The sequence below is a fragment of the Onishia taeanensis genome (assembly GCF_013349955.1).
Lineage (GTDB): Bacteria > Pseudomonadota > Gammaproteobacteria > Pseudomonadales > Halomonadaceae > Onishia > Onishia taeanensis_B.
The window spans coordinates 65,168-91,868 of sequence record NZ_JABVXC010000001.1 but is presented as its reverse complement, the minus strand read 5'-3'; the positions used below and the strand labels follow the sequence as shown (position 1 = coordinate 91,868).

Genomic DNA, 26,701 nt, shown 5'->3' with positions numbered 1-26,701 from the left:
AGAGTAATCCACTGCGAAGGACATCGCGATGACCCGAGCCAGTATCCTGCAACAAGGCACCATTCATTGTTTCCCCGCCGGCCTGCGCGATGCCAAGGGCGAGCTGGTCAATGCCGAAGTCTCGGCGGTGGCCTTCGATGGCGAACGGCTGCTGATGGCAAGCGACAAGCCGATTCCTGGCGAAGAGCGTTCGGCCTGCTTCGCCCTGCCGATGACCGATGCCGGGCCGGATGATACTCGGCTTGCCTATTACACCCAGCCATTGATCAAGCAGGCGGTGAAGTATGAAGACTTCGCCCTGAGTGCCGACGGCCGCCATGTGCTGGCCACCACCGGCTTCGATCGCCTGGATGCCGACAGCAATGCACTCAACGACTACAACCACCTGCTGATCTGGCCGCTTGGTAAGCCCGACGACGTGCAGGTGGTCGACCCCGACCCCCGCGACGGCGTCGAGGGCTCGCTTGAACTGCGCGGCAAGCTCAATGGCGCCATAGGCTTTCCGTACTACAAGATCGAAGGGCTGGCGGCGATTCCCGGCGAGCGCGGCGACGGCCTGCTGCTGTTCGGCGTGCGTGAACAGGGCCAGGCCCACGACGACTTCGAGTATGTCAGCCGGGTAGTTGGCGCCCATTATCAGATCACCGCGAACGGCAACCTCGAGTTCCTCGACGAGATGCGCGAGTTTTACGCCTTCGACCCGGATAGCGTCGATGGCGTGCGCTTCGAGTGTGGCCTCTCGAGCCTCGAGTACGACCCCTACCACGCCAGACTCTACCTGCTGACCAGCTTCGAGAACGAAGTGGATGGCGAAGAGCATATCGGCGGCTACCTGTGGCAGATGAGCCTCGAGGACTTCCGCGCCCGCCGCGCGCCCGAGCTGGTGACCAACCCAGAAGGCCGGCCGCTGGAATTCGAGCACAAGGCCGAAGGCCTGGCCGTGCTGGACCACGACCGCCTGTTCGTCGCCTACGACAACGACCGCAACCTGGAGCTTGGCAGCGTCGACGAGCGAGGCGAGCGCCACGCCTGCGAAGCGCCCTACACGATATTGGAGATTAGCGCGTCTCCTGCCTCTTGAGCTGCTTGGTCCAGCGCTGGCGGGCGTACTTGCGTAGGTTGGCCACGTTGTCGGTCTCGTCGACGATGTCCTGGCCCAGGATCGTTTCGATGATGTCTTCCAGGGTGATGAGGCCGACCCAGGTGCCGAGGTCGTCGTAAACCACGCACAGGTGCTGACGGCCCAATACCATCATGGTGAACACCTGCTCTACGTTGTCCTCGGCCTGAATGGTCTGCACCGAGTGCATCAGCGTCTTGAGATCGGCATCGTCGTCGGCATGGTAGGTATCGGCCTTGTGGATGTAGCCCAGTGCCTGCTCGCCACCATCCATCACCGGGAAGCGCGTGAAGGGCGAGCGGCCGAGTTGATCGTCGAACTCTCTTACCGTCATGCCTGGCATCACCGTCACCGACACGGTGCGCGGCGTCATCACGTTCTTCACCTGGATATCGTGCAGGTTGAGGATGTTGGTGATGACGCGCGTCTCATCTGGATCTAGCGCCTTCTCCTCCTGACCGATCTGGGCCAGTGCCTTGATCTCACCGCGCATATCGGTATCCACGGCGTCCTTGCCGATACGCTTGGTGATCTGCTCGGACATCCAGATGAATGGCTTGAGGCACCAGATCATCGCGTCGAGCGTGGTGGCCAGCATGCCGGCGAGCTGCCGCCAATAAGTGGCGCCGATGGTCTTGGGGATGATCTCGGAGACGAACAGGATCAACAGTGTCATCAGCGCCGAGGCAATACCCAGCCACGCCTCGCCGAACACCACCGTGACCTGGGCGCCGACACCGGTGGCGCCCACCGTATGGGCGATGGTGTTCAGGGTGAGGATGGCGGCCAGCGGCTGGTCGATGTTCCGCTTCAGACGATTGAGTCGCTCGTGCAGCTTGGGATTCGTCTCGCGTAGCTGGGCCACGTAGCTCGGGGTCATCGAGAGCAGCGCCGCCTCGAGCAACGAGCAGAGGAAGGAAATGCCGATGGAAAGCACTGCAAAGCCGATCAGTAGGAACATAGGGTCTCTTCTAGTGGCCAGGGGAGGTCGGGCCTATGCATCCTCTTCTAAGCGATCGGTCCGTTGCAAGGCCAGTAGCTATGGCCTTGCCTCTCGGCATTCGCTATCATACGCCCGCGTTGATAAGGGCCTATAGCTCAGTTGGTTAGAGCAGGGGACTCATAATCCCTTGGTCGTAGGTTCAAGTCCTACTGGGCCCACCATTCAAATCAGCAGCTTACGATTTCTCTATGGTGAGTCCCATAGTCCAAGGGTACAGTTTCGGTACAGTGCCGATCCTTCAGCCCCCTGGAGACTTTCATGGCCACCATCGTCAAGACCCCCTCTGGTAGCTGGAAAGCCGTCATCCGCAAGACCGGCTGGCCCACTACCGCCAAGACCTTTCGTACCAAACGTGACGCCCAGGACTGGAGCCGTCGCACCGAAGATGAAATGGTGCGTGGCGTCTATATCCAGCGCAGTGCCTCGGAGCGCATGACGCTCGAAGCCGCGCTCAAGCGCTACCTGGCCGACGTTACCCCTACCAAAAAGCCCAGCACCCAAAAGAGCGAACGCCACAAGGCCAACACGCTGATTGAGCACCTGGGCAAGTACTCTCTCGCGGCCCTGACGCCGGAGCTGATTGCCAACTTCCGTGACACCCGCCTGAACAGCATTGGTCATCGTGGCCAACCGATCAGCGCTAATACCGTGCGCTTGGAGCTCGCCTTGCTTGGCCATCTCTACACCGTGGCCATCCAGGAATGGGGCCTCGGCCTGACCTACAACCCTGTCCAAAACATCCGCAAACCCAGCCCTGGAGAAGGGCGCGACCGGCGCCTGAGCGCCGACGAAGAGAAGCGCCTGTTCGCCGTGCTACGGCAGCACAGCAATCCCATGTTGGCCTGGATCGCCAGAATTGCCCTAGAGACGGGCATGCGCTCCTCAGAGATCCTGACCCTCACCCGAGCACAGGTCGACGTGAAACGCCGCGTGGTGCGTCTCACCGACACCAAGAACAACGAAGCTCGTCTGGTGCCGCTGACTCAGGCTGCCACGGAGGTGTTCAAGCAGGCGCTCGACAATCCCGTGCGCCCACTCGACTGCGATCTAGTGTTCTTCGGCGAGCCTGGAAAGGATGGCAAGCGGGGCCCCTACGCCTACACCAAGCTCTGGAACCAGGCGAAGAAACAAGCCAGGCTCGATGACTTCCGCTTTCATGACTTAAGACATGAAGCTGTCAGTCGATTAGTAGAAGCAGGGCTATCCGATCAGGAGGTCGCTGCGATCAGCGGCCACAAATCCATGCAGATGCTCCGGCGGTATACGCATCTTAGGGCGGAGGATTTGGTGGAGAAGCTGGATAGACTGAGCGATATCTAATGCATTAGATGATAGCTTGAGAGAATTAGCAGGAACACTGCGTCGGCTTTCGAAACAAAGCGGGAGTTCAGGTAAAGGCCGCAAGCTTGTTTATCGGTGTTATATAGCAGTGTCAATAAAAATTCGCATTAAAATCAGCTGGTTGAAGTCGCGATATAAAAACATCGAACGTGCACGCTCGTTCAAGTGGAAAAACGCACGTGCCATCTGATGCCTGTTACACCAAGGAGTAGTTTGTGACTGATGACGTAAGTTCAGAAGAGCGGGGCAAACCTAAATCACTATCTCTTACCCCAGCAATATCCGCTCTTATAATGCCAACCGCTGAATACCTTGGCACCGAGTTAAGAGATCTGGTCAAAGATTCTATTGAAGATTGGAAACGTGAAAGAAGAGAGAATAATCTCAATGCCCACGTACAAGCCGTTAAAGAACAGCTGAGTGATCAGCCACCGCCAGAGACTGCGAGTTCTCCCTCCTTGAAGCAGTTGTCATTTTTTGAGGAATGGATGTCCGGAGTACAAGATGTAGATCCGGAGGATGAGGAACTCAGCTCCATTTGGAGAGATCTACTCGCAAAAGCGGCTAGGGGGCAGTCGTGTTCTTCCGAAGTGATCGAAGCGCTAAAATCGTTGTCGCCTTCGGAAGCCAAGTTCCTAGTAGAAATGCGTTCACGAACTCCTACAGTTCCACTCTTTCGGGGAACAATTCGCTCTGAAGACAGGTTCCTGGCAAAAACTTTAGAAAGCAGGAATATTTTAGAGAAAGACTATGCTTTCGCAGGTTTTTTTGCATCCAGCCTAGGATTGTCAGTTGTCTTCCTTTACTACTTTACCGAGAAAATTGGAATGCCTACAGAGTTCCCGATCATTGGGGGTTTCCTTGCGACACTTGTCGCAGCAAGCGCTGTTTCTCTTCGTTCAGGCTTGGGCAGATGGAGATTAACTTGGCTCGGAAAGCAGTTGGTTTACACGTCCAAGCCTGCGCGCAAGGGTTCATAAGCAGCCTAGGTGTAACAAAGCGCGTAAAGCGGACGGCCCTGTCGGGCCGCCGTTTCGCTCCGCGTTAGCCAAAAGGAGGTTCCTGTTGATTTATCTGGAAAGGGAAGCATCTGAACTTTATTTTGAGCTGTCTCTATTTTACTTTCACGCTGAGAAACTCAGCTGGACTCATTACCTTGACAGAATGCTGGCACTAAAAAATATGTGTGAGCCAAGCGACCCTGTCTATGAGAAAGCGAGAAGAATTCTTCTTGTCGAAGAGTGGGATATCGAAGATGTCTGGCCTCTCGAAAACGATGAGCGTGATGGCGATTCATCTGTGTCAGGCTTGAAAAAATCTGGTGAAGAGGAAATCCAACCAGGCTTGAGAAGGGGAAAGAATGGTTGCTTTCAGTTTCTTTCGAGGAAGAAGGGTTTAAATGATTGGGTCTTTCATCAGTATGACCGCGATTTTCATCCATCCATACCACATGGACACTTCAAGGGTAAAAGCCAGCCTAAGTTAGACTCCTACTTGGGCTGGGTGTATCAAGGCTCCAAACAAGTTAAAAGACTAAGCAGAGGCCTAATAGTTGATTTATGGAATGATGAAGAATTTCGAGCTTTTGCGAAAGTCGCAATTGAATGGTATGTGTTCGAATTTCCAAGTTATAACTGGCGAGTAAGAAATCCACTCATGTTGCCGAGGCGCAGGTAATGACTAAAAATGTGCTGATAGAGACAGGCTTGCTCTGCGCTTAGGTTTGCCCTAGAGCACGGCGCTATGGAAATAATTAAGTAGGAGTAGTCAATATGAAAAGAGGGATGTTTGACAATATTGCGAATAACGCTGCCTACCAAGGCGCATCTAAGAACTGGTATGTAGAGCTTATAATATCAGAGATGGTTTGGTATGACATTTTAGTTAACCCTATAGATGGGTTTGATGTTAAAGACGCTATTACCAAAAAGCTGCGGAAAATGAAAAGAATTGTAGAGGAGCAATGCGATAAGCGCTTCGTATATTATATCGCAGCAAGAAAAAAAGTAAGGTTTTCTAGGAAGAATCCATATTATTCTCTGTTTGATAAAAAATTGGTTTTATATTTGGAGCTTGGTCGTAAAAGAAAGATAAAAAAGATAAGGCTGCTTATTAGAGATATAGAAACAGGGAGCTTGGTTAAGCCTGGTGTTAAATTAACTGATCGGGTGATTACCTTCGAATACTCAAGTGGTGGAACTGTTTCAATGACTGTTCATGACCTCTTGTCACAATGCAATATTGATTTGGGTGAGGCTACTGAGATTCACTATGTTGGGTATACTAACAGCCCTTGGGATAGACCATTAAATAGATCGCATAGAGGTTTGTCTGATACATTGTATAATGTCTCTACTGAAGAATTTGATATCTTTATTTTTTACAACCTTTTTAAAATTATATCTCTTGCGAAGAATTCTAAATATAATATAAACTTTGCTATTGCCAACTCTTTGATTGATGAGGTAAAAGTAGACGAAGAGGGTTCTATAATTGAGAAAGCGCTTATTTTTTATTTTGACACGGCAACCCAGGAACTAAATAAGAAGAGTGAGAGAGGCTCCCTAAAGAAAAATATGGCTAAAATGGCTGAGCTAAATAATATATCTTCAATTGGCTTTGGTCTGGAAGTTGACGATGATAGTGAATATTTTGACTTTTTCTCTAGGAAAGTTGGAGCAAAGCACCGGCATGAGTTTACCATAAATCTAGATGAAGGAGAGCCGAAAATCCTGCATGGTGAATCAGTTTGCAAGACCAAGTTTGGAGAAATGGAAGGCAGTGCTTGAAGTTTGTACGGTGCTGTTGAACAGCAGTCTCTTACTAGAAAGCAAAAACAAACCTAAAGTAGCTAGGTAAACTTTAGGTTTTTAAACATTTATTTTATTGTTTTTTTAAGCGGCGTGTTTTTAGTTCAGGTGATAAGCTTCATAGATCTCTGTAGTATGTTGTAGTAGCATACTACAACATACTACACCGAACCAAAAAAGTAGAATCGTGCTTAAGGCTGTAGAGATGCGGTTTTAGCAGCTAAATTTTTTCTCATATGGCGCGGCCTAACATGGCCGCACCACCCCTTCTTTTTACTGTCCAGTCTTCCCCCGTACACGGCGCACGTCTCTATGCTTCCAGAGGCCTGAGTAAAAAAGTGCCCCTCAAGTTTCAATGAAAAGAAGTGCATTGACCAAGCCCCGTGCGTGAGGCGATTTATCCAGGGTGGTTATTGACACTTGAGGGACGTGAGTGCCTAGGCTGCTGCTTAATTTTTATATGAAGATATCGTGCTTATTGAATCAATGTGAGTGCTTTTAGGAAAGTATAGGTGAACTTTTTTAAGGCAGGTATAGCTATACTTTTTCTTTTAAATCAATTGCTTGAAAATAACCGCAAGTTGGCGTAGATATTAAAAGCGTAATCTCGTTATGCGCTATCTTGAGGTGATTATGACAACCGAAGAACAGTTGCTTGAACGTTATGGGCCATTGCTCTCCCTGACCGATTTGTCGGAATTATTGAAGCGTAGTCCCGATGGTCTCCGAATATCTTTGCAGAGCCAGTCAGAGTTTGCTGTGAAATGGAATGCCGCCAAGAGGAAGGTTGGAAGGCGTGTCTATTTCCGTGCAACCGACGTTGCAGGGCTGATTGATGAAGCCTGAGCGGTTAGAGCGGCAAAGTGAAGCGGATACGAAGGGGTAAGGCGTGAGTATTGTCGCCATGAACTGGGCATGGGATGTCCAACTGAGCTACCTGAACGAGCGTGACAACAAGGCTGGGCGTCGCCTGCTGTTGGTAGCCTTGGGCGACAACGCCAACGAAGAAGGGGTGTGTTGGCCAGCCATCTCCACTCTGGCACGCCGCTGTGAGTCCAGTACCAAGAGCGTTCGCCGTTGGTTGCGTGAGTTCGAAGAGTATCAGTTACTCAGCATTCAGCCTCGTCGGAATGCGGCGGGGCAGACCAGCAACCTGTATCAACTGAGACTGGCAAATCGAGTCGCGGAGAGGACTTACACCCCCCTGGACACCGAGTCCACCCCCCATGGACATGGAGTCCGGGGCCCCCGGACACCTGGTGACCAGGGCCCCTGGACATCTGGTGTCCCCCTAACCACCAATGAACCATCAATGAACCTCTCTCACTCTCAGGCGGGAGAGCCGATGCTTGGTCGAGCGGATCAGAACAGTAACGCAGTTTCTCTTCAAGAATCTTCGTCAGCCATCTCAATGTGTCCGGATCGCTTTCCCATGACCCTCGAATGGAGGCCGGACTCTACTGAGCTGTCTATGGCTTGTTTGCGAGCAGGTCTCTCGGCTGACCTGGCTCCCGAGCAACACCAGCTCGCCAAGTTCACGGCCCACCATGCTGATACTGGCCGCACGGCCAGCACGGCTGCCTGGCATACCAAGCTTGCCGACTGGCTGCGCAAAGATGTGCTCGCAGCTCAGTCCACTACCGGAGGACTCGCTAATGGACATCGCCGCCAACGCACTCCATCTCGCCGTGTTACCGCTGCAGAAGCACGAGCACGCGCCAAAGCTCAACAGAGTGGGGGAATCATCGACGAAGACTAGCCCGCTGATCGGAGAAGCTGATGTGGATCAGTTGTTTGATGCTCTGGGTGTGCTGTACGGATGGAAGTTCACGAGCCAGTGGGGGGCCTTCGATGAATCAGGTGTCTGGATGGCTGAGCTGGCTTTCCTGACTCGTCGACACCTGGAGCTGGGGATCCAACGCTGTCGTGAGGGGGTGCAGGAAGCAACGCGGATGGGTAACGAATCCTGGCCACCGCAACCTGCTGCATTCGCGGTTCTCTGCGAGCCGCGCCCAGAGGACTTTGGTATGCCTGGTCTGGAGGAGGCGTGGCGTGAGGTATGCGCCCATGCTCATGAACCGACCCAATGGCACTGGAGCCATGAAGCCGTGAGGATGGCGGGTAGCGCCGTTGGCTGGTGGGAGCTTACGCATAACACGGCGTTGTCGGCTTGGTCACGTCTCGAACGTCACTTCACCCTGGAGTATGGAGCCTTGGTCAATCGGTTGATTAATGGAGAACAACTGGTGGCCTATGCACTGCTGGAGAATGACCGCAATCGTAGCCCCGCCGATCTGGCAGAGCGGGCCGGACACGAGGCTGCGAATCGAGCGGTCAAGGCTGCGGGTCTTCCTCATCGAATGAGTTCCGCGCATGGGCTTACGGCTCTACGCAACGCGGTCGGCAAGACTTGAGTGTTTCATTGACACTTGAGGGGCAGCGCTTCTGATTCATTGACATTTGAGGGGCAGTGCGGAAACCGCGTGGAAATCTGTGTATTTCAATGTGGAAAGCGCAAGGACACCGCTATGGGTAATTCACTGTTAGATCGCTGTTTTACCGCTTCTGGAGTGCTGCATTATCGCCGCAAGTATCGACTTCATCAGAGTTCGGGGCTGTTTTTCACGAATGCACAGGAAAAAACAGATCCGTGCAACGAAATGCAGAGAAATAGCGATGCTTTGCACATGGCGTACCTACAAAAATCAACGCTGAAGTGCGGGCAGGATGTGTGAAGTAGTCCCACCCCGCAAGCGTGGTGTTCCTCTTCACTGGTCCTTATTCGCACCTGCGGTGCTCAACGGAAATCCTGCTCTGCAAAGCATGGCATCTGAGATAGGAGCTGGCATGAGTGAGAAGCAAAGAGTGACACGGAAGAACAGCACTCCGCTCAAGGTGTACTGCCTTCCGGAAGAGAGAGAACTGATTGAGTCCAACGCCAGGCAGGCAGGGCTAAGCGTTGCTTGTTATCTGCGGGAAGTGGGGCAGGGCTATCAGGTCAGTGGCGTTATGGACTACGAGTATGTCCGCGAGCTGGTTCGTGTAAATGGTGACTTGGGGCGTTTAGGGGGCTTGCTCAAGCTCTGGCTGACAGATGACGTGAGAACGGCTCACTTCGGGGCGGCTACCATCCTTAGCCTGCTTGGAAGGATCGAAGCCACTCAGGAGGAAATGAGTCAGGTGTTGAAATCCGTGGTGCAGCCAAGGGCCAGGTCGTGATTTTTTTAGCTGCTAAAATGTGGGGCTGGCACTCATGATCGCCAAACACGTCCCCATGCGCTCCCTGGGCAAGTCAGACTTTGCTGGTCTGGTGAATTACATCACCGACGAGCAAAGCAAGGAGCACCGTCTTGGCGCGGTACGGCTGACCAACTGCGTGGCGTATTCGGTCCAGGATGCCGTCAGCGAGGTACTAGCGACCCAGTTCGGTAATACCCGAGCGAAGAGCGACAAGACCTATCACTTGATTGTCAGCTTCCGGGCTGGGGAACAGGTTGAGGCCGATATCCTGGTGGCCATCGAGGACCGTATTTGCAAGGGGCTGGGCTTTGGAGAGCATCAGCGCATTAGCGCCGTTCACAACGATACCGACAACCTGCACATCCATATCGCCGTCAACAAGATCCACCCCACGCGCAACATCATCCACGAACCCTACTACCCACACCAGACCCTGGCCGAGTTATGCGAGGTCATGGAACGGGATTACGGGTTGCAGCAGGACAACCACATGCCGCGCCGACGCGGAGCCGAGGCCCGAGCGGCCGACATGGAGCGTCATGCCGGTATTGAAAGTCTGATCGGCTGGATCAAGCGCGAGTGCCTGGAGGACATTAAAGCCGCGCAGTCTTGGTACGGACTGCACCAGGTCATGCGTGACAACGGCTTGGAACTCCGGGCGCGGGGGAATGGGCTGGTTATCGTGGCGGGTGATCACGCAGTGGTCAAGGCGAGCACCTTGGGGCGGGAATTCTCCAAACCGAAGCTGGAGGCCCGTTTCGGCCCGTTCGAGCATGACCAGGCGCAACAGGCCAAACCCCGCCGCCAGTACCGCAAAGACCCGGTACGGCTGCGCGTGAACACTACCGAGCTTTACGCCCGCTTCAAATCAGAACTGCAGAGCGCGGCGGCCAACAAGACGGCGGCCCTGGAAAAAGTCAGGCGGCAAAAAGACCGCCGGATTGAGAACGCCAAGAAGAAGGGCAAGGCCCGGCGGGCGGCCATCAAGCTCACCAGCGGCAGGCTGACCAAGAAGGTGCTGTATGCGCAGGCCAGCAGCGCCCTGAAAGCCGACATTGACGCGATCCAGAAGCAGTACCGGGAGGAACGCCAGGCGATTCATGAAGCCCACGGGCGCCGCACATGGGCCGACTGGCTCAAACGGGAAGCCCTGCAGGGCGATACCGAGGCCCTAGCCGCTTTGCGAGCCAGGGAGGCCGCCCAGGGCCTCAAGGGCAACACCTTGAAGGGTGAGGGACAGGCGAAGCCCGGCCATGCGCCGGTGATCGACAACATCACCAAGAAGGGCACCATCATTTACCGGGCCGGAGCCAGCGCCGTGCGCGACGATGGCGACCGGCTACAGGTGTCCAGGGAGTCCGACCAGGCAGGCATCCAGAACGCGCTAAGGATGGCGATGGAACGCTACGGCGAGCGCATCACCGTGAACGGTTCGCCGGAGTTCAAAGCGCGGGTGATCAAGGCGGCAGCGGATGGGCAGTTGCCTATACGGTTTGCGGACGCCGGGCTGGAACGTCGCCGACAAGCCTTGGCGAACGGCGAGAACACCGCCTCGGCCAAGACCCGAAGCAAACGGGCGGGAGTGCCGCCCATCGGTCAGCCGCCACCCCCGGTGCGCCGGAACCGGCTGCAATCGCTGTCCCAGGCCGATGTGCTTCACCTTGAGGGACAAGCGGGCAAGACTCCGACACCACCCCCACGGGGGCCGAGCGGGCAAGAGCGCCGCAAAGCCAAGTTACGGGCAGAGATGGACGCCAAGAGGGCAAAAAGACAGCAAAAGGGACGCTCACTATAGTGCTTTCCCTTTGGAAGGCGGCAACAAACAGTAGATGCGATTAACCCTTGGGAAGCCTAACCGTTCCCCAGGACAATGACACCGATGTTCAACAACCATTGGCCGCGCGTTCTGACGGTGTCGCGCAGGTCGGACGCCGGGATAGTAAGTGACGAGCTATCCCTGTAGAGGTCCACACTTCACCGCTGGGTTCTCCGGCAGGGGTAGTGGCTCGCAATCTTCATGAGCGAGCCGCTACAGGTTGGTGAGTGCAACTTAGTCACGATGAAGCTAAGAGCACTCAATCATGAGAAGAGAAAGAATTTTAGCGGCTAAAATTCCTGTCGCGGTCATGTCCTTGGCGTTAACCGCTTCCATGCCTGCCCAAGCGGGCATCCCTGTCGTCGACGGTACCAACCTGCAGCAAAACGTTATGACGGCGATGGAGTCCGTCTCTCAGACTCTCAAGCAGATCGAGCAGTACCAGACGCAGTTGCAGCAGTATGAAAACCAGTTGCAAAACACCATGGCTCCAGCGGCCTATATCTGGGACAGGGCACAATCCACGATTAATGATCTGATCCAAGCCACCAATACGCTTCAGCATTACCAGAACCAGCTCGGCAGCCTCGATGCCTACCTGGGCAAGTTCCAGGACGTAGCGTATTACCGGAGTTCCCCCTGCTTCAATGGCGGCGGTTGCACGGATGCCGAACGTGCAGCGATGGATGAAAACCGTCGCCTGGCGTCTGAATCGCAAAAAGCGGCCAACGATGCGCTCTTCCGAGGGCTGGATCAGCAACAGGATAACCTGGCGTCTGATGCTCGACAGCTTGAGCGTTTGCAATCCGCCGCCCAGGGCGCGGATGGCCAGCTTGCCGCCATTGGTTACGCCAACCAGCTCGCCAGTAACCAGGCTAACCAACTCCTGCAAATTCGCAGCTTGCTGATTGCTCAGCAGAACGCTGAAGCCGCCCGTCTCGCCGCCGAACTGGACGCTAACGCCAGAGGGGAAGCGCGGGAACGGCAGATGCGTACCTGGAATTACCAACCTAGCGCAGCAGATCGCTATTAAGGAGGCCGCGATGAAGAAGATCATCCCACTTGTGGCAGCTGTTGCCTTGGTAGGTTGTGAGCAGGAAATGGTACCAGAGGCGAGTGCGATCACGTGCGCGCCAGTTGCCTTTCAGCAGACTATCAGCGAGCTAAGCCGAGAATCGAACCGAAAAGCCTTTACTGAAGCCTGCCGGTCGTTCGAGAAGGCCCAACGCATGCGGGAATGGGAGTTTGAACCCAGCTCCCCCGATAGATATTGAGGGAGGGCGTCGCATGAAACGATTCGTTTTTGGTGGTTTGGGGGTGATGGCCGTCGTCATGCTGTCTGATACCGCAATGGCTCAGGAGCTATCCAGCAGCAATATCATGGATGATGTGCTGGACCGCTTTCACTCTGCGGCATCAACGTGGGGGCCTGCCATAGAAGCGGCCGCCAGTCGGTTGTTCTGGACCCTGGTAGTGATCTCGATGGTCTGGACGTTCGGCATGATGGCGCTGCGCAAGGCCGACATTGCTGAGTTCTTTGCCGAGCTTGTTCGTTTCACCATCTTTACAGGCTTTTTCTGGTGGTTGCTGACGAACGCAACTCAGGGCATGAACATCGCGGGAACCATCGTACAGTCATTGCAAGCCCTTGGGGCGCAAGCCGGTGGCCTCTCCAACGACAACTTGGGGCCTTCCAGCATCCTCGATATCGGTTTTGAACTGTACGACCAGACGGTGAAGGCCACGTCAGAGTTGAGCTGGAAACAGTTTGTCACTGCACTGGTGATGGAAGGTATGGCCTTGGCCGTATTACTGGTGTTGGCGATTATCTCCGTCAACCTGCTCCTGCTGCTAGCCGCCAGTTGGATACTGCTTTATGCGGGAGTGTTTTTCCTGGGGTTTGGCGGCTCCCGTTGGACATCAGATATGGCGATCAACTATTACAAGGCTATTCTCGGCATAGCGGCTCAGTTGATGGCAATGGTTCTCCTGGTCGCCATCGGTAGGGAGTTTATTACTCACTACTACTCGCAGATGAGCGAGAACATGGCGTCTCAGGAGTTGGTCGTGATGCTGGTCGTTTCGGTGATCCTGCTATTTCTGGTTAACAAGATTCCACCGATGATTTCCGGCCTGGTGTCGGGTGGCAGCGTGGGCGCAATGGGCATCGGGTCTTTTGGTGCCGGTGCGGCGGTAGGAGCAGCCATGACAGCGGCAGGTATGGCCCTCACGGCGGGAAAGATGGCTGGGAGCGCAATGTTGGGCGGTGCGGCGAATGCAGTAGGTGGCGGGTCCGCCATCAAGGCTGCCTTCGAGAAGGCCCAGTCCAATATGTCTGGGTCTGGAGCCGACATGCCGAGCTTTGGCACTGGAGGTGACAGCAGCGGTGGTGGGAGTGGCAGCAGCTCTACCGGAGATGGAGCTGACACTGGTGACACACCATTTGCGCAGGCGGCTGGTTTCGCTGGTTCTGGCTCCCGATCTGGTGGTAGTGGCGGATTCAAGCGAGCAGCATCCTTGGGTGCTGGAACGGCTGGCGAGCTAGCTAAAGGGGTTGGGTCGAAGATGGCTGGGAAGTTTCAGAGCAGGGTTAATCAAACCGCTGGTGGCCGCATGGCGTCCTCCATCCGCGCGAGCATGGAGCCGGAAGGGGATAGTGAGGTCGCGGAAGCGGATGATTCTGCTCCCTCATTCGACAGTGACAGCCTGGGTGGTAGTGAAAGTCAGCAGGAACGCGACGACGAGATCGCTAGCTTTGTGAACCGTGGCCAGCAGGACACCTAAGGAGACCCCACGATGAAACAACGTCATTTTATGGTAGCCCTGGATATGCTCGATGAAGGGAGGGAGGCCTACACCGAAGCCGCTTTCGTACCTGCCGTCGAGCTATCGGTCGAGGGAGAGAGGAACTTCGGGGCAGAGATTGCCGCTTTCGTGAACCGTCCGGCCCACTCGGGCCGCGAGGAGGCACCACGCAGCACGCATACTAGCAACGATGTAGGAACTGGAACCGGAAAAACCCCGTTTTCAGAGGCGGCGGGATTTTCTGATACGGGCTTCTGACATTATGGGAGCCATTGACCAGCGATAGCTCAGGCGGCCAATGGCCGCCTTTCCGTTAGGAGGAGCGCATGGACGAACAGATATGCCGACAACGGCGAAAAGAGCTGGAAACCAAAACCGACGAGCAGGCCGGCGAGACGCACCCAGAAAGCGGGGAGCCGGTGGTTCGGTGGCTGACTCCCGAGGAGATCGACGAATTGCGGCGGGATATGAAAGAAGCATCTGCTTGGGCGCGGGCTGAGCTGAAGAGGCGAAAAGCAGATAGATAGGCTGGTCGCCGAAGCCAGTTCTCACCGACCCAGGCCCTCTCAGCATTTTTAGCTCTGATCTGTGCTGTGGCAGCCGCCAGCGTGCATAATTGTTAAATGCATTCATGCGAAAAAACTATAACTAGCTGACGGAAAAGGGAACTTTTGAGGATATGCTGGTCTATAACGCCACCAAGCAGCAGTTCATCGACGATGTACGAGCCAACGTCATCACCGACGCCATCGAGAACGAGGTGGCACGCAGGCTGAACCGCAACTCGCCCCGTAGTGAGGTGGCGTCGTGGGAGAACTCTCTTCGCTTCATGATGAGCGCTCTGCTCGACGAGGGCATTCCTGCATCGGCGGGGGTCGCCATCGAGTACAACATCCCGCTGACCAATCGCCGGGTGGACTTCATCCTGACCGGCAAGAACCACCAGCGGGATGATGCGGCGGTTATCGTGGAACTGAAGCAGTGGCAGTCCGTCGAGGTGACGAATAAGGATGCCATCGTGCGCACCCAGCTGGGCGGCGGCGTGCGTGAGACCAACCATCCGTCGTATCAGGCGTGGTCCTATGGCGCGCTGATCGAGGACTACAACGAGACGGTACGCTCGGAGTCAATCCGCCTGGTGCCTTGCGCCTACCTGCACAACATGAAGCAGGGGCACGCCATCAATGATCCCTTCTACGAGCACCACACAAGCCGTGCGCCGGTCTTCATCTCGCAGGATGCCCTGAAGCTCTCGAAATTTCTGAGCCAGCACATCAAGTACGGCGACAGCAACGACATCATGTATCGCATCGAGCATGGTGTGATAAAGCCGAGCAAGAACCTGGCGGATGCCCTGGCCTCGATGATGCAAGGCAACGCCGAGTTCCTGATGATCGACGACCAGAAGCTGGTCTATGAAACCGCGCTTGACCTCGCTCACCGTGCAGGTAGCGACAACAAGCAGTGCCTGATCGTCAAGGGCGGGCCGGGCACCGGCAAGTCGGTGGTGGCCATCAACCTGCTGGTGGAGCTGACTAAGCGCGAGATGATGACGCAGTACGTCTCGCGCAACTCGGCCCCTCGTGAGGTCTTCAAGAAGAAGCTGACCGGTACTCGAAAGAAGACCCACATCGACAACCTGTTCAAGGGCTCGGGCAGCTACGTCAACGCCGAGCCGGATACCTTCCATGCGCTGATCGTCGATGAGGCACACCGCCTGAACGAGAAGTCCGGCATGTACCAGAACCTGGGCGAGAGCCAGATCAAGGAGGTGATCGGTGCGTCACGCTTCTCGATCTTTTTCATCGATGAAGCGCAGCGCGTAACGCTGAAGGACGTGGGCACGGTCGAGGAGATCCGGCGGCGAGCGGCGGAATGCGGCGCCGATGTCCACGAGCTCGAGCTGGCCTCTCAGTTTCGCTGCAACGGCTCGGACGGCTATCTGGCCTGGCTCGATCACGCCCTTCAGATTCGCACCACGGCCAACACCGACCTGGAGGACATCGACTACGACTTCCAGGTGTTCGATGACCCGAGTGCCATGCGCCGGGCGATTCTCGAGAAGAACCGCAAGGCCAACAAGGCGCGCATGGTGGCGGGCTACTGCTGGCCCTGGGCCAGCAAGAAGGACAAGCAGGCCATGGACATCGTGTTTCCCGAACATGGCTTCGCGGCCCAGTGGAACCTCGATGACGACGGCATGCTCTGGGCTATCGCCGATGGGTCAGCAGAGCAGGTAGGTTGCATCCACACTTGCCAGGGCCTGGAGTTCGACTACGTCGGCGTCATCATCGGCGACGACTTCGTGATTCGTGACGGCCGCGTGGTGACAGACGCGGCCAAGCGGGCAGGGCAGGACCGCTCGGTGCACGGCTACAAGAAGATGCTCAAGGAGCAGCCTGAGCATGCCCGTGCCTTGGCGGACCAGATCATCAAGAACACCTATCGCACGCTGATGACGCGGGGCCAGAAGGGCTGTTACGTCTATGCCACGGACCCTGAGACCCGTGAGTACTTCGCGGCCTTCGCTCGTTCACAGGCAGCCACCGAGCATACTGATCTGGCTGAAGAGGCCGAGACGCTAGATGGCTTGCACCTTCCCATCGTGACGCGTGATCAGGCCGCGCCGTTCGAGCGCCATGTGCCCGTGTACGATTTGAGCATCGCCGCCGGTGAGTTCAGCGAGATGCAAATCGCCGACGCCGAGCACTGGGTCGAGCTGCCGGACTTCATGCGTGCGAGCCCCGACCTGTTCGTCAGCCGGGTAGTGGGGGAGTCGATGAACCGGCGCATCCCCAACGGCGCCTGGTGCCTGTTCCGTGCCAACCCCGGCGGCACCCGGCAAGGCAAGGTCGTCGTGGTTCAGCATCGCGCCATCGAGGACCCGGACCACGGCGGCAGCTTCACGGTGAAGCTGTACCAGAGCGAGAAAGTCGAGGAGTATGGCGAGTTCGTGAACCAGCGCATCGTGCTGAAGCCCCAGACCAACGCCTTCGGGTACAAGGACATCGTGCTCGAGGACGAGCTTGAGGACCTGAAGGTCATCGGCGAATTCCTATCCGTGCTGTGAGCGAGTGGGCGGCCGGATAGCCGTCTATGCCGATGTAGGCTAGATAGCGAGCGGCAGAGCAGGCATGCTCACCGCTATCCGATACCGCAGAACCAGGTGAGCCCTAGATGTCAGATCCGTTCAAGCAGCTCCGCGACGCCATGGACCAGTTCGCCACCGAGCGCGACTGGGACCAGTTCCACTCGCCCAAGAACCTGGCCATGGCGCTGACGGTAGAGGCAGCTGAACTGCAGGAGTGCTTCCAGTGGCTGACCGAAGCGCAGTCCAGGGAGCTGGATGAGCAGCAACTGGCCGCCGTGCGCGATGAAATTGCCGATGTTCAGCTCTACCTGATCCGGCTGGCGGGCAAGCTGGACGTGGATATTGAAGCGGCATGCCGGGCGAAGATAGAGAAGAATGCGGAGAAATATCCCGCCGACCAAGTGAAGGGAAGTGCGAAAAAATACACGCACTATCAGGATTGACGTGATGTGTGGCCGCTTTGTCCTCTGCAGCGGCCTTCTCTGCCTGGCTTCGTCCCTCAAGCTTCCTCCCGCTGAATTCGGGCTCAAGCAGGGCCGGAGACTCAGCTTTCGGTTTAAAAGTTGCGCTAAAAGCGGCCATGAATGGCGATTTAGTACTTGAAGATAAACCAGTGTGGTTTATTCTTCACTCTGAAGACGGAATTTAAGGCCGCTTTTTGACGTGAAGATAAACCAGCTGCTGCACAAGATCCCGTATGGCGCCGTGGTGACGACAGCCTGGCTGGCGTCACACGGCGTCACCTCGGATCAGGCGCGTAAGCTGGCCAGCAGTGGCTGGCTGCAGCGCGTGGGGCACGGCGCCTACTGCCAAGCGGGGGAGCCTCTTACCTGGGAGAGCGCTGTCTTCGCCCTGCAGACGAACGACGACACGGGCTTACCACTGCTTTGGCCGGGTGGCCAGACGGCCCTGGCACTGCATGGCTTTGCCCACTATCTGCCCATGGGGGAGCGCACAACGCACCTATATGGCAAGGAGGCCGTTCGGCTGCCCCGGTGGTTGAATGATGCCGAGTGGGCAGGACGGATGGTGCTCCACTCTGAAAAGGGCCTGCCGGTGCAGATTCCCGGCAGCTTCACGGACTACGCGCCGGATGGCAGGGCCTTCAGCTTGCTGATATCGACACCCGAGCGAGCGGTCCTGGAGTGGATCGCCGTGACGCCGAATGAGCTGCTGTTCAGCAGTGAGCTGGTGGACACCTTCGGCGGGCTTAACACGCTGCGTCCGCGCCGGCTGCAGGCATTGCTGGAGGGGTGCCGTTCGGTGAGAACCAAGCGGGCCTTCCTGGTGCTGGCTCGCCACGCCGGGCATGCCTGGTACGCTCGCCTGGAACCACGTCGACTGGACCTCGGCAAAGGCAAGCGGCAGCTCTGCCAGGGCGGCAAGCTGGATAGGGAATATCACGTGACGGTGCCGGAGGCGTTCCTGCATGCCGATTGAAGCTCGCTACCACGAACAGGTCAGGCTGTTGGTCTCGCTGCTGCCTTTCCTCAATGACGAGCCGTGCTTCGCCCTGAAGGGCGGTACGGCCATCAACCTCTTCGTGCAGCCATTACCCCGCCTATCGGTCGATATCGACCTGGCCTACTTGCCGCTGGAGCCCCGTGACGAGGCACTGCGACGCTGTCGCGAGGCGCTGCAGCGCCTCACAGAGTCCTTCAGCGCTCGGCTGCCAGGCGTACGCGCCGAGCTTCAGGATAATCGCCGAGACGAGCTGAGAATCCTGGTGCGCCGAGGGCGTAGCCAGGTGAAGGTGGAGGTGTCGCCGGTACTACGTGGCACTCTGCACCCGACCCAGGAGCGCGATGTCGTTGAAGCCGTTGAGGACGAGTACGGCTTTGCGGCGGTGCAGGTGGTGTCGCTGCCGGACCTGTATGGCGGCAAGATCTGCGCCGCGCTGGACCGCCAGCACCCCCGGGACCTTTTCGATGTAAAGCTGCTGCTGAACCAGGGCGGCCTGGATCGAAGCGTATTCGAAGGCTTCCTGGTCTATCTGCTGGGGCATCCTAGGTGTTTGGTCCCGGGAAGTAGTGGTTCGGATTGTCATGGAACCGTTCGGGCTCTTTCTGCCATTGCTCCAGAATAAATGCAATCGGTGTCTTGCCCCTCAGCGCCCTGAGTGGCCGAGCACTGTTATAGGCCCACAGGTAATCATTCAGGTGGGATTGCAGTTGATCCAGCGAGGTGTAATGGAACGCTCGGGTCGTTGCCTCCTTGATGGTGCGGTTCATGCGTTCCACCTGCCCGTTGGTCCAGGGGTGGAAGGGTTTCGTCAGCCGGTGCTCGATGCCGTGGCGATAACAAACGGCGTCGAAGACATGGGGTTTGTAGGCTTCTGTCCCGGCTTTCTTCGCGAACTGCACCCCGTTATCCGTCAACACGGTGTGGGCGCGGTAAGGCAGCGCTCTCAGCGTATCTTCGAGGAAGTCAGCGGCGATCTGTCTCGTCATCTTCCGGTATAGCTGGGCATGGACGAACTTGGAGGTCCGATCCACGGCGACGAACAGGTAGGCCTTGCCCTCGCCGGTACGGATGTCGCTGATATCGATGTGCAGGTAGCCAATCGGATAGCGCTTGAAGTGCTGCTTCTCGCGCTTCTGATCGCCCACTTTGGGTAACTGACTGATGCCGTGGCGCTGGTAAAGGCGGTGCAGGCTCGATCGGGTCAGCGAAGGGATCTCTCGCTGAAGGGCATGCAGGCAGTCATCGAGGGGCAGCAGGGTCTTTTGTCGAAAGGTGATGGCCGCGGCTTCTTCCAGGGGTGTCAGCGACGTGGAGCGAGCCGCCTTGGGGCCCATCCGAGTGTCTTCGACGGTATCCCGGCTGCGCCACTTGCGTACCGTCTTGGGGTTGATGCCGTAGCGACGGCTCAACGCCGCGACCGAATCCGTCGATCGCTGTATCTCTGCTCGGATGGCGTGCGTGGTCGTGGCGCGTTGATGAAGAATCTGAGCCATGGGTCATCCTCCGATAGTGGCTCGTAAGATAGACCATTACTCCGCGGGACCGCACACCTAGGCCCTTGAATGAAGTGATCAATCCGCGACTGAAACCACTGGATGACGTCTACCGACAGGAGTTTGTCGGGATGGCCAGGGCTGACCTTCCTTTGCAGGAGCTGGAGGACGTCCGGCACGAACTCCTGACGCGGTTGGGCCAACTGATGATGGATGAGGATGTTCGCTTTCTGCTGTCGTTCAAGCAGGGAACGCCCGATTGGACGCTGCTTCCACTGTCAGGTGTTGATCGGCTGCCTGCTGTGCGCTGGAAGCTCGCCAATATCCAGAAGATGGGGGCTGACAAGCACCGTCAGTCACTTGAGCTCTTGGAGCAGGCTCTGGGTAGTCTTCGGAGCTAATGCCCAATAGCCCTGCAACGTACCGTCTTAAGTAGACTTCTCCTTATATCCTTTAAACGCTACGCTGTTACGCATAATTACGCTACGCGCAGGGGATGACATGGCGAACAGCAGGGAAGCTCTGTTCCAGTGGAACATCACCAAGGCCATGTCTGCCGGCGGCTGGGAGTACGTCAGCTGGCTGGAATTGCCCCACTATCGCCTCATCAAGCGTGAGGAGGAACGCCTGCTCCTGGAAGTGGCCGGGGAGGGCTACGGCCTTACCTCGGTCAACGATGCCCGCTATGGCAAGCTCCAAGATCCCGAGAAGCAGCGCCTGGCCGAGATCATCGACCGGATCAACGACCTCTACTGCGCCAAGGTCAGCGGCGATGACAAGCTGCATTTCGCCTACGAAATCGCCGACCGTATCGAACGCAACGAAGCGGTAATGGCCCAGGCGCGCAGCTACATCAAAGACAAGATGCTGCTTACTGAGAGTTCAATTATAACCACTAGCGACGCATAGGGACGTTGAGCAGCTACTTTTAATTGCATTAGAACTAGCGTGGACGAGCTGAAAGTTGTGTTCTAGCTTCAATTCTGTTTCAAGGAAGAGGGCGCTGTTCACATTAATTTTCTTTCTATAGGGGGCTAGAAAATGAGTGAAGGGTATTTCTCTAAAAATTATAAAAATCTTTTATGGCCAATAGCAGTAGGTGATGCTCAGCCTGGTTATAGGAATGCCCAGCTAGGAGCGTTGCATGCAATAGGCGCTCATTTTACCAATAGACTAGATCCTGGGATCGTAACAATGCCTACGGGGTCTGGAAAGACAGCGGTTCTTATGGCCGCTGCTTATCTCTTAAGAGCCAAAAGGATCCTTATAATAACCCCTAGTAGGCTAGTTCGGGAGCAAATAGCTGAGCAGTTTGAAACTTTAACGGTGCTAAAAAAAATTGAAGCTCTTCAAGATGATGTTCCTTCACCTAAAGTGTTTAGCACTAGGGAAAGGCTAGGCGCTGATGAAGAATGGGAGTTGATGAGAGACTTTGATGTCGTTGTTGGAACACTCCCAAGTATTAGCCCATCTTTTGATAACATCCCAAAGCCACCAGAAGACTTGTTTGATTTAGTGCTGGTTGATGAAGCACATCATAGCCCTGCCAAAACTTGGAAAAGTATTATTGATGCTTTTCCCGATGCAAAGAAAGTACTTTTCACTGCAACGCCTTTTAGGCGTGATAACAAAGAAATCAAGGGGCGGTTAATTTACTCGTATTCCTTGTCCAAGGCCTACCATGATGGTATTTTTGGTGAGATATCATATATACCAGTTGAGCTCAGTGAGGAAAATCAAATCGCAGACGTAGCAATCGCTAAGCAGGCTGAGTCTCAATATAAAAAAGATAAAATAGATGGCTTCAACCACCGTATAATGGTTAGAACTGACAGTAAGAAGAGAGCTTCAGAGCTCTCTAAAATTTATAAAGAGACTACTGAATTAAATCTTAAGCTTGTTAAAGGTGACCACTCTCTTAGATATGTAAAGTCAGTAATTGAAAAGTTAAAGCACGGAGACGTCGACGGGATTATATGTGTTGATATGCTGGGTGAAGGATTTGATTTACCAAATTTAAAGATTGCAGCAGTCCATAGTCCTCATAAATCACTCGCGGTAACTTTGCAGTTCGTTGGTAGGTTCGCAAGAACCTCTGGTCAGCACCTAGGTCCAGCTAAATTTATTGCGGTTCCTTCGGAAATTAAAATTGAGTCAGAGAGGCTTTATAGATCAGGTGCTGTTTGGCAGGAAATGATTGCCAACCTAAGTTCTGCAAGAGTTGAGAGAGAAACAGCTGTAAGAGAAGCTCTCGAATCCTTTGATAAAAATGAAAGATTCGAAGGGGATGAATACGACGATCTTTCTTTATACTCCCTGGAATTTTATCACCACATCAAGGTTTACAGCGTTCCTGGAGATGTGGATTTAGTGGGTCAAATTGATTGGCCGAAAGATATTGAAGTTATCCATGAAAGGATAAGTGAGACGTTAAATACTGCGATATATATAACGCGTGAAATTAAAAGGTCTGGTTTTAGTAAAGATGATCGGTTCAATAATGTTGAGCATGATGCTTTTGTTATTTATCACGATGAAGAGGCTAAGTTAGTCTTTCTCTGTTTTACTCGAAGAACACCTGGTTTTTACGACCTTATAATGGAGGGTGTTGCCTCAGGAGGTGGTAGTATCCTCCCGCTTGATCAAATTAATAAAGCGCTCAACGGATTAAAGAACCATGAGTTCTATAATGTCGGTATGCGAAATAGATCGAAGTCTAGCACCAGCGAATCATATCGTATTATCTCTGGGTCTGGAGCTGATAAGGCAATTCAACCCTCTGATGCTCGCTTGTATCATAGGGGACATTGCTTTGGAAGTGCTGAGGATGATGGTAAGGAAGTCACAATAGGTATTAGTAGTGCTTCAAAGATTTGGAGCAATAAGTCGTCCCAAATCCCTGAATTGATCGCTTGGTGCAAATCAATCGCCAAAAAGTTAACAAGCGATGCTAATGAAAACACTAAGTGTGGGTTAGATCTGCTTTCTGTTGGCGAGAAGCTAGAAGCCATACCTGAAGATGTGATGTTTGCGGATTGGGACAGAGAGATCTATAAAGGCATCTATACGGTGGAGTATCTGGGGGGCAATGGTTGGCGAACAGGTCATCTCTTAGACTGTGATATTGTAATAGATCATGAATCAATATCGGCTACTGGTTTAGAATTTAAGGTCCTTATAGATGAGGAGGTTTTTGTATACAAGTACGTTATAGATGGAGGTGATTTGTTTGTAGCAGAAGGTGAGAAAGTACTTTTTGTTAAGAAAGGTAGTGATAAGTCAACCCTTGAAGCCTTTCTTAATGAGTATCCTCTAGTTTTTTATACTGGGGGGTTATCCTCTTTTCATGGGTTAAGCTTTATGCCCGCACATGAGGGTGGGTTTAATTTTCGCAGGGAGAACATTATACCCGTTGATTGGGCAGGCAATAATGTCGATGTAACGAATGAGTGCAATCAAGATTCTGAAAAAGGGATTTCTATTCAATCCTATTTATCCAAACACCTCTCTAATGGTAATTATGATGTCGTATACTTTGATCATGGAACAGGAGAGGTTGCAGATTTCATTACAATAACCCAGAATAGCAAAGGCGTATTAATAGAATTCTATCACTGCAAAAGCACTAAAGGTGAAAATCCTGGTGATCGAGTAGACGACGTATATGAAGTCTGCGGGCAATCAGTGAAGTGTACAATTTATACGAGACCATCTAAGTTGTTTGAGCGAATTAACCGGAGGTTTACGGATAAGAAAGGTGCAAGTACTTTCTTGAAAGGTGATATTGGGTTGTTTAGAAGTCTTGTTTGCGAAGTTCCACCAGCGACAATTACCTTTAAGGTAGTTGCAGTGCAACCAGGCATATCTGCTGGCTCGATTACAGAAAAGCTTGGTAATGTATTGGGATCAGTTGATGATTATCTCATCAGGGAAAGACATGAACATTTTTATGTTATGGGTTCTTGAGTAAATTGACTAAGTGCAAAAGGTTGTTTGCTAAAAAAACTAGGAGAAAGTAGTGCTGACATTCCGTGAGGCGATTGAGTCGATAGATGAAGGAGAGAAACCTTCTATTTTGCTTGCAAATGGTTTTTCTCAGGCTTGGGATCCAGACATATTCAACTATCAGAATCTACTCGATGCGGCTGACTTTGGCGATAGAGAAGATGTTATTCGTCCTCTTTTTGGTGCCCTTGGAACTTACGATTTCGAAGTGGTTTCGCGTCAACTCACCTCTACGGAGACAATTTTGAGATATTACGATCCGGACAATGTACTGATCGGCCGTATTGTCTCAGATCGGCGAATACTAAAGGATGCCTTGATCAATGCCATTTCTCGTACGCACCCTGACCTGCCGCGTGAAATTACTGATGATCAATACATCGCCGTCAGGACTTTTCTCTCACAGTTCAAACAAATTTTTTCTATAAATTATGACCTACTTTTTTACTGGGCTAGAAATAAAAGCGGCCTTGCACCTGTCAACTATACTACCGACGATGGTTTTAGAAAGCCGCGGCAATGGAAAGGTTACGGAACTGACCAAGAAGTTCACTTTCTGCACGGTGGACTTCACATATACGATACAGGTGAAGTAATTAAGAAACATGCATGCACTGACGATGGTGATACAATTATTGAGCAAGTGAGGAAAAACTTAAGGGCTGGAAAATTCCCATTGTTCGTATCTGAGCCAACTTATCATAAAAAGCAGTATAAAATAACTCACAATCCATATTTGAACTTCTGCTATCGGAAGCTGGGGAGTCTAAGTGGCACATTGTTCATACATGGTCACTCTATGGATGAAAATGATAAGCATATTTTCGACCAAGTGAGATCAAGTCGTGTGAGTAAAGTTTTTGTCAGTATTCATGGTGACGAGCACTCTGACGCTAATACCAGAGCTAAAACCAACGCTAAAGCATACATGGAGAAGTTGGGTAAACATGTTGAGTTTTACCGGGCTGAATCGACGCCCGTTTGGGCATAACCATTATAGGCACGGCGACGCCCGTTATATTACCGTTTCGCCTATATTCCAAAGGCGCATATTCTTCAAGCATTATTGATTTTAGGAAAGGCATGTGATAGTTGATATCCCCACAAGCTCAGACTTTTTCGACTCAGCGACAGACTTGCTCCACTCTGCTTGGGATCAAGTTGCAGGGCTTCTCGTGGAGTTTGATGAAATTGGAGATTTCGCTTACGAGGCTCTTGATGAGGAATTTGATGATTCTGATTATGAACAGTATTGGAAAGCGGCGAAGCAAGTTTTAACAACCTCATTCACAATGGTTCAGCAGGGTGTGGAATTTTTTATAAAAGGAAGGATTGCTTCTGTTTCTCCTTACTTATTGCTAGCTGGCAATCCCTCGGTGTGGCCAAAAAAATGTGATAAAGAAGATATGTCATTTTCCTTTTTTAGGTCGATTGATGCGCAAGACTTAGTCAAACTCCATGATACTGTTTTTAACGAGCGTTTTTCTGATCAGTTTCGCACTAGGTATGAAGAAATGAGGGCCTCGCGAAACAAGATAATGCATACGGTAGACAAAAAAGTATCTCTCAATCCAGAAAGTGTCCTCGCAACAATTCTGTATGCTCATGAGTACTTTTGCGGTGAAAAGAATTGGCTCAGGTCTAGGTTTGAATATCTTGACAAAACACCGACAAACTCTATGCGCTACATAAGGCAACATGAGGGTCATAAGCCATATGTGTTACTTCAAGTGCATACAGAGCTTGGGGTTATAGTAGGGAAGTTGCAGCCCTCAAAAGTGGATAGGTATTTTGGATTCCAAAAGAGGCGGAAATCATACAATTGTCCTAGTTGCTACGAGGTGCTGACGGATCTCGATTACTTCGAGCCTGGATACCACAATGAGTATTTCAAACCTTACCAGAGAATTAATGAAAACGCCTTCTTTTGCTGCGTTTGCTCATACTCTGGAACGATTTCCGGAGAGCGGTGTATCGAAGAAAACTGTGATAGTAAATTGGTGGATAATGAAAAAGGCCTCTGCCTAGTTTGTGGAGCGGGATGAGACTTTATCACCAACGCGTCAATGGGCCAGTTCCCGTTAGCGCTCCAAATCGGAACGTTACGCCGCCGTTATATCAGAACCATCTTCACGATCGCTTTTGGTTGTAAACTGTCTTATGCCCCTCATAGGCATGCCGCTTGAGAGAGGGTGCCACAAACGGTACACGAGCGGTACACACACCCGCTTCGTATGCTATCCTCACCTTTCGCTAAGCTACTGATTACAAAGAACTGTACCTTTCGCTCGATTACGGTTACTTTTGCTTTCGTGTCAGTAACTTATTGTTTTAAAAGCGAACTCATAACCCCTTGGTCGTAGGTCCGAATCTGACTGTTCCCACCACTCAATCCCCTTCTTAATCGTCTCATGTAACTGTCTTGGTCGGCCTTATGTAGGCAGTCTCCATGTCCTCGAGGCTTCTATGAAGGGCCAGTAAGAAACCTACCACCCTGCACAGCCGACCTCGTT

The 26,701-nt window shown here is 53.4% G+C and carries 27 protein-coding genes and 1 tRNA gene; 26 read left to right on the top strand and 2 right to left on the bottom strand.

The genetic code is table 11. From position 1 onward, the window contains the following. Window positions 1–28 precede the first annotated feature (28 nt). Window positions 29–1,081: a hypothetical protein gene (locus HUS66_RS00480; protein WP_175069038.1), complete on the top strand. Its 1,053-nt coding sequence runs from the start codon at window positions 29–31 to the stop codon at window positions 1,079–1,081. Here HUS66_RS00480 and HUS66_RS00475 read toward each other — a convergent pair. Further along, window positions 1,059–2,081 carry a CNNM domain-containing protein gene (locus HUS66_RS00475; RefSeq protein WP_175069037.1) on the bottom strand — a complete coding sequence of 341 codons (1,023 nt, stop codon included), beginning with the start codon at window positions 2,079–2,081 and terminating at the stop codon, window positions 1,059–1,061. The genes HUS66_RS00480 and HUS66_RS00475 overlap by 23 nt on opposite strands. A 126-nt stretch (window positions 2,082–2,207) precedes the next feature. On the opposite strand from HUS66_RS00475, the gene HUS66_RS00470 reads away from it, so the two are divergent. From HUS66_RS00470 to HUS66_RS00375, 20 genes are all read left to right on the top strand, one after another. Next, a tRNA-Ile gene (locus HUS66_RS00470) sits at window positions 2,208–2,284 on the top strand. Window positions 2,285–2,381: 97 nt separating this feature from the next. Next, entirely contained in the window at window positions 2,382–3,443 is a 1,062-nt protein-coding gene (locus HUS66_RS00465) for a tyrosine-type recombinase/integrase (protein WP_175069036.1), read from the top strand. Window positions 3,444–3,679: 236 nt separating this feature from the next. Then, entirely contained in the window at window positions 3,680–4,444 is a 765-nt protein-coding gene (locus HUS66_RS00460; protein ID WP_175069035.1) for a hypothetical protein, read from the top strand. A gap of 85 nt (window positions 4,445–4,529) precedes the next feature. Further along, entirely contained in the window at window positions 4,530–5,141 is a 612-nt protein-coding gene (locus tag HUS66_RS00455) for a hypothetical protein (RefSeq protein WP_175069034.1), read from the top strand. A 95-nt stretch (window positions 5,142–5,236) separates the two neighbouring features. After that, window positions 5,237–6,253 (top strand): hypothetical protein, encoded by a 1,017-nt coding sequence (locus HUS66_RS00450; protein WP_175069033.1) that lies wholly within the window; start codon window positions 5,237–5,239, stop codon window positions 6,251–6,253. A gap of 654 nt (window positions 6,254–6,907) precedes the next feature. Continuing rightward, window positions 6,908–7,120, top strand: coding sequence for a hypothetical protein (locus tag HUS66_RS00445; protein WP_016416860.1), 213 nt, complete (start codon window positions 6,908–6,910; stop codon window positions 7,118–7,120). A gap of 58 nt (window positions 7,121–7,178) precedes the next feature. Continuing rightward, window positions 7,179–8,033, top strand: a complete 855-nt coding sequence (locus tag HUS66_RS18055; protein ID WP_425340064.1) for a DnaT-like ssDNA-binding domain-containing protein — start codon at window positions 7,179–7,181, stop codon at window positions 8,031–8,033. Further along, window positions 7,930–8,688: a replication protein P gene (locus HUS66_RS00435; RefSeq protein ID WP_254628635.1), complete on the top strand. Its 759-nt coding sequence runs from the start codon at window positions 7,930–7,932 to the stop codon at window positions 8,686–8,688. Before HUS66_RS18055 ends, HUS66_RS00435 begins: the two co-directional genes overlap by 104 nt. A gap of 114 nt (window positions 8,689–8,802) precedes the next feature. Beyond that, window positions 8,803–9,009 carry a hypothetical protein gene (locus HUS66_RS00430; RefSeq protein ID WP_175069030.1) on the top strand — a complete coding sequence of 69 codons (207 nt, stop codon included), beginning with the start codon at window positions 8,803–8,805 and terminating at the stop codon, window positions 9,007–9,009. 112 nt (window positions 9,010–9,121) lie between these two features. Continuing rightward, window positions 9,122–9,493: a conjugal transfer transcriptional regulator TraJ gene (gene traJ / locus HUS66_RS00425; RefSeq protein WP_175069029.1), complete on the top strand. Its 372-nt coding sequence runs from the start codon at window positions 9,122–9,124 to the stop codon at window positions 9,491–9,493. Window positions 9,494–9,527: 34 nt separating this feature from the next. Beyond that, a complete protein-coding gene (traI, locus tag HUS66_RS00420; protein ID WP_175069028.1) occupies window positions 9,528–11,309 on the top strand; it encodes a TraI/MobA(P) family conjugative relaxase in 1,782 nt (593 codons plus the stop codon). A 286-nt stretch (window positions 11,310–11,595) separates the two neighbouring features. Next, the gene (trbJ, locus tag HUS66_RS00415; RefSeq protein ID WP_175069027.1) at window positions 11,596–12,363 is read left to right on the top strand and encodes a P-type conjugative transfer protein TrbJ; all 768 of its coding nucleotides are present in this window, start codon (window positions 11,596–11,598) and stop codon (window positions 12,361–12,363) included. 10 nt (window positions 12,364–12,373) lie between these two features. Beyond that, on the top strand, window positions 12,374–12,604 hold the full coding sequence (gene trbK, locus HUS66_RS00410; protein ID WP_016416854.1) for an entry exclusion lipoprotein TrbK: 231 nt from the start codon (window positions 12,374–12,376) through the stop codon (window positions 12,602–12,604). Between the two features lie 13 nt (window positions 12,605–12,617). Further along, window positions 12,618–14,114 (top strand): P-type conjugative transfer protein TrbL, encoded by a 1,497-nt coding sequence (trbL, locus tag HUS66_RS00405; protein ID WP_175069026.1) that lies wholly within the window; start codon window positions 12,618–12,620, stop codon window positions 14,112–14,114. Between the two features lie 12 nt (window positions 14,115–14,126). Next, a complete protein-coding gene (locus tag HUS66_RS00400) occupies window positions 14,127–14,393 on the top strand; it encodes a hypothetical protein (protein ID WP_175069025.1) in 267 nt (88 codons plus the stop codon). A gap of 68 nt (window positions 14,394–14,461) precedes the next feature. Continuing rightward, on the top strand, window positions 14,462–14,662 hold the full coding sequence (locus tag HUS66_RS00395; RefSeq protein WP_175068957.1) for a hypothetical protein: 201 nt from the start codon (window positions 14,462–14,464) through the stop codon (window positions 14,660–14,662). 152 nt (window positions 14,663–14,814) lie between these two features. After that, entirely contained in the window at window positions 14,815–17,205 is a 2,391-nt protein-coding gene (locus HUS66_RS00390; RefSeq protein WP_175069024.1) for a DNA/RNA helicase domain-containing protein, read from the top strand. Window positions 17,206–17,312: 107 nt separating this feature from the next. Further along, window positions 17,313–17,669: a nucleotide pyrophosphohydrolase gene (locus tag HUS66_RS00385; protein WP_175069023.1), complete on the top strand. Its 357-nt coding sequence runs from the start codon at window positions 17,313–17,315 to the stop codon at window positions 17,667–17,669. A 220-nt stretch (window positions 17,670–17,889) separates the two neighbouring features. Beyond that, the gene (locus HUS66_RS00380; protein ID WP_175069022.1) at window positions 17,890–18,666 is read left to right on the top strand and encodes a type IV toxin-antitoxin system AbiEi family antitoxin domain-containing protein; all 777 of its coding nucleotides are present in this window, start codon (window positions 17,890–17,892) and stop codon (window positions 18,664–18,666) included. Next, a complete protein-coding gene (locus tag HUS66_RS00375; RefSeq protein ID WP_425340060.1) occupies window positions 18,656–19,312 on the top strand; it encodes a nucleotidyl transferase AbiEii/AbiGii toxin family protein in 657 nt (218 codons plus the stop codon). Before HUS66_RS00380 ends, HUS66_RS00375 begins: the two co-directional genes overlap by 11 nt. On the opposite strand, the gene HUS66_RS00370 is transcribed toward HUS66_RS00375, so the two are convergent. Beyond that, window positions 19,233–20,183 carry an IS481 family transposase gene (locus HUS66_RS00370; protein ID WP_175069021.1) on the bottom strand — a complete coding sequence of 317 codons (951 nt, stop codon included), beginning with the start codon at window positions 20,181–20,183 and terminating at the stop codon, window positions 19,233–19,235. The genes HUS66_RS00375 and HUS66_RS00370 overlap by 80 nt on opposite strands. A 65-nt stretch (window positions 20,184–20,248) precedes the next feature. On the opposite strand from HUS66_RS00370, the gene HUS66_RS00365 reads away from it, so the two are divergent. The 5 genes from HUS66_RS00365 to HUS66_RS00345 all read left to right on the top strand — a co-directional run bounded on the left by HUS66_RS00365 (window position 20,249) and on the right by HUS66_RS00345 (window position 26,233). Next, window positions 20,249–20,584 carry a hypothetical protein gene (locus HUS66_RS00365; protein WP_254628634.1) on the top strand — a complete coding sequence of 112 codons (336 nt, stop codon included), beginning with the start codon at window positions 20,249–20,251 and terminating at the stop codon, window positions 20,582–20,584. A gap of 100 nt (window positions 20,585–20,684) precedes the next feature. Then, window positions 20,685–21,092 (top strand): hypothetical protein, encoded by a 408-nt coding sequence (locus HUS66_RS00360; protein ID WP_175069020.1) that lies wholly within the window; start codon window positions 20,685–20,687, stop codon window positions 21,090–21,092. Between the two features lie 132 nt (window positions 21,093–21,224). Next, window positions 21,225–24,149 carry a DEAD/DEAH box helicase gene (locus HUS66_RS00355; RefSeq protein WP_175069019.1) on the top strand — a complete coding sequence of 975 codons (2,925 nt, stop codon included), beginning with the start codon at window positions 21,225–21,227 and terminating at the stop codon, window positions 24,147–24,149. A 52-nt stretch (window positions 24,150–24,201) separates the two neighbouring features. Continuing rightward, a complete protein-coding gene (locus HUS66_RS00350) occupies window positions 24,202–25,179 on the top strand; it encodes a DUF4917 family protein (RefSeq protein ID WP_175069018.1) in 978 nt (325 codons plus the stop codon). Window positions 25,180–25,273: 94 nt separating this feature from the next. Then, window positions 25,274–26,233: a hypothetical protein gene (locus HUS66_RS00345; protein WP_175069017.1), complete on the top strand. Its 960-nt coding sequence runs from the start codon at window positions 25,274–25,276 to the stop codon at window positions 26,231–26,233. Window positions 26,234–26,701 lie beyond the last annotated feature (468 nt).

Excerpts from the sequence above, each read along its gene's own strand:
- HUS66_RS00445 (WP_016416860.1), top strand. The coding sequence starts at position 6,908 with ATGACAACCGAAGAACAGTTGCTTGAACGTTATGGGCCATTGCTCTCC.
- HUS66_RS00395 (WP_175068957.1), top strand. The coding sequence starts at position 14,462 with ATGGACGAACAGATATGCCGACAACGGCGAAAAGAGCTGGAAACCAAA.
- HUS66_RS00430 (WP_175069030.1), top strand. The coding sequence starts at position 8,803 with ATGGGTAATTCACTGTTAGATCGCTGTTTTACCGCTTCTGGAGTGCTG.
- HUS66_RS00355 (WP_175069019.1), top strand. The coding sequence starts at position 21,225 with ATGAGTGAAGGGTATTTCTCTAAAAATTATAAAAATCTTTTATGGCCA.
- HUS66_RS00435 (WP_254628635.1), top strand. The coding sequence starts at position 7,930 with ATGGACATCGCCGCCAACGCACTCCATCTCGCCGTGTTACCGCTGCAG.
- trbL (WP_175069026.1), top strand. The coding sequence starts at position 12,618 with ATGAAACGATTCGTTTTTGGTGGTTTGGGGGTGATGGCCGTCGTCATG.
- HUS66_RS00370 (WP_175069021.1), bottom strand. The coding sequence starts at position 20,183 with ATGGCTCAGATTCTTCATCAACGCGCCACGACCACGCACGCCATCCGA.
- HUS66_RS00480 (WP_175069038.1), top strand. The coding sequence starts at position 29 with ATGACCCGAGCCAGTATCCTGCAACAAGGCACCATTCATTGTTTCCCC.
- HUS66_RS00475 (WP_175069037.1), bottom strand. The coding sequence starts at position 2,081 with ATGTTCCTACTGATCGGCTTTGCAGTGCTTTCCATCGGCATTTCCTTC.
- HUS66_RS00400 (WP_175069025.1), top strand. The coding sequence starts at position 14,127 with ATGAAACAACGTCATTTTATGGTAGCCCTGGATATGCTCGATGAAGGG.
- HUS66_RS00450 (WP_175069033.1), top strand. The coding sequence starts at position 5,237 with ATGAAAAGAGGGATGTTTGACAATATTGCGAATAACGCTGCCTACCAA.
- HUS66_RS00465 (WP_175069036.1), top strand. The coding sequence starts at position 2,382 with ATGGCCACCATCGTCAAGACCCCCTCTGGTAGCTGGAAAGCCGTCATC.
- HUS66_RS18055 (WP_425340064.1), top strand. The coding sequence starts at position 7,179 with ATGAACTGGGCATGGGATGTCCAACTGAGCTACCTGAACGAGCGTGAC.
- HUS66_RS00390 (WP_175069024.1), top strand. The coding sequence starts at position 14,815 with ATGCTGGTCTATAACGCCACCAAGCAGCAGTTCATCGACGATGTACGA.
- traJ (WP_175069029.1), top strand. The coding sequence starts at position 9,122 with ATGAGTGAGAAGCAAAGAGTGACACGGAAGAACAGCACTCCGCTCAAG.
- trbJ (WP_175069027.1), top strand. The coding sequence starts at position 11,596 with ATGAGAAGAGAAAGAATTTTAGCGGCTAAAATTCCTGTCGCGGTCATG.
- HUS66_RS00360 (WP_175069020.1), top strand. The coding sequence starts at position 20,685 with ATGGCGAACAGCAGGGAAGCTCTGTTCCAGTGGAACATCACCAAGGCC.
- trbK (WP_016416854.1), top strand. The coding sequence starts at position 12,374 with ATGAAGAAGATCATCCCACTTGTGGCAGCTGTTGCCTTGGTAGGTTGT.
- traI (WP_175069028.1), top strand. The coding sequence starts at position 9,528 with ATGATCGCCAAACACGTCCCCATGCGCTCCCTGGGCAAGTCAGACTTT.
- HUS66_RS00385 (WP_175069023.1), top strand. The coding sequence starts at position 17,313 with ATGTCAGATCCGTTCAAGCAGCTCCGCGACGCCATGGACCAGTTCGCC.
- HUS66_RS00375 (WP_425340060.1), top strand. The coding sequence starts at position 18,656 with ATGCCGATTGAAGCTCGCTACCACGAACAGGTCAGGCTGTTGGTCTCG.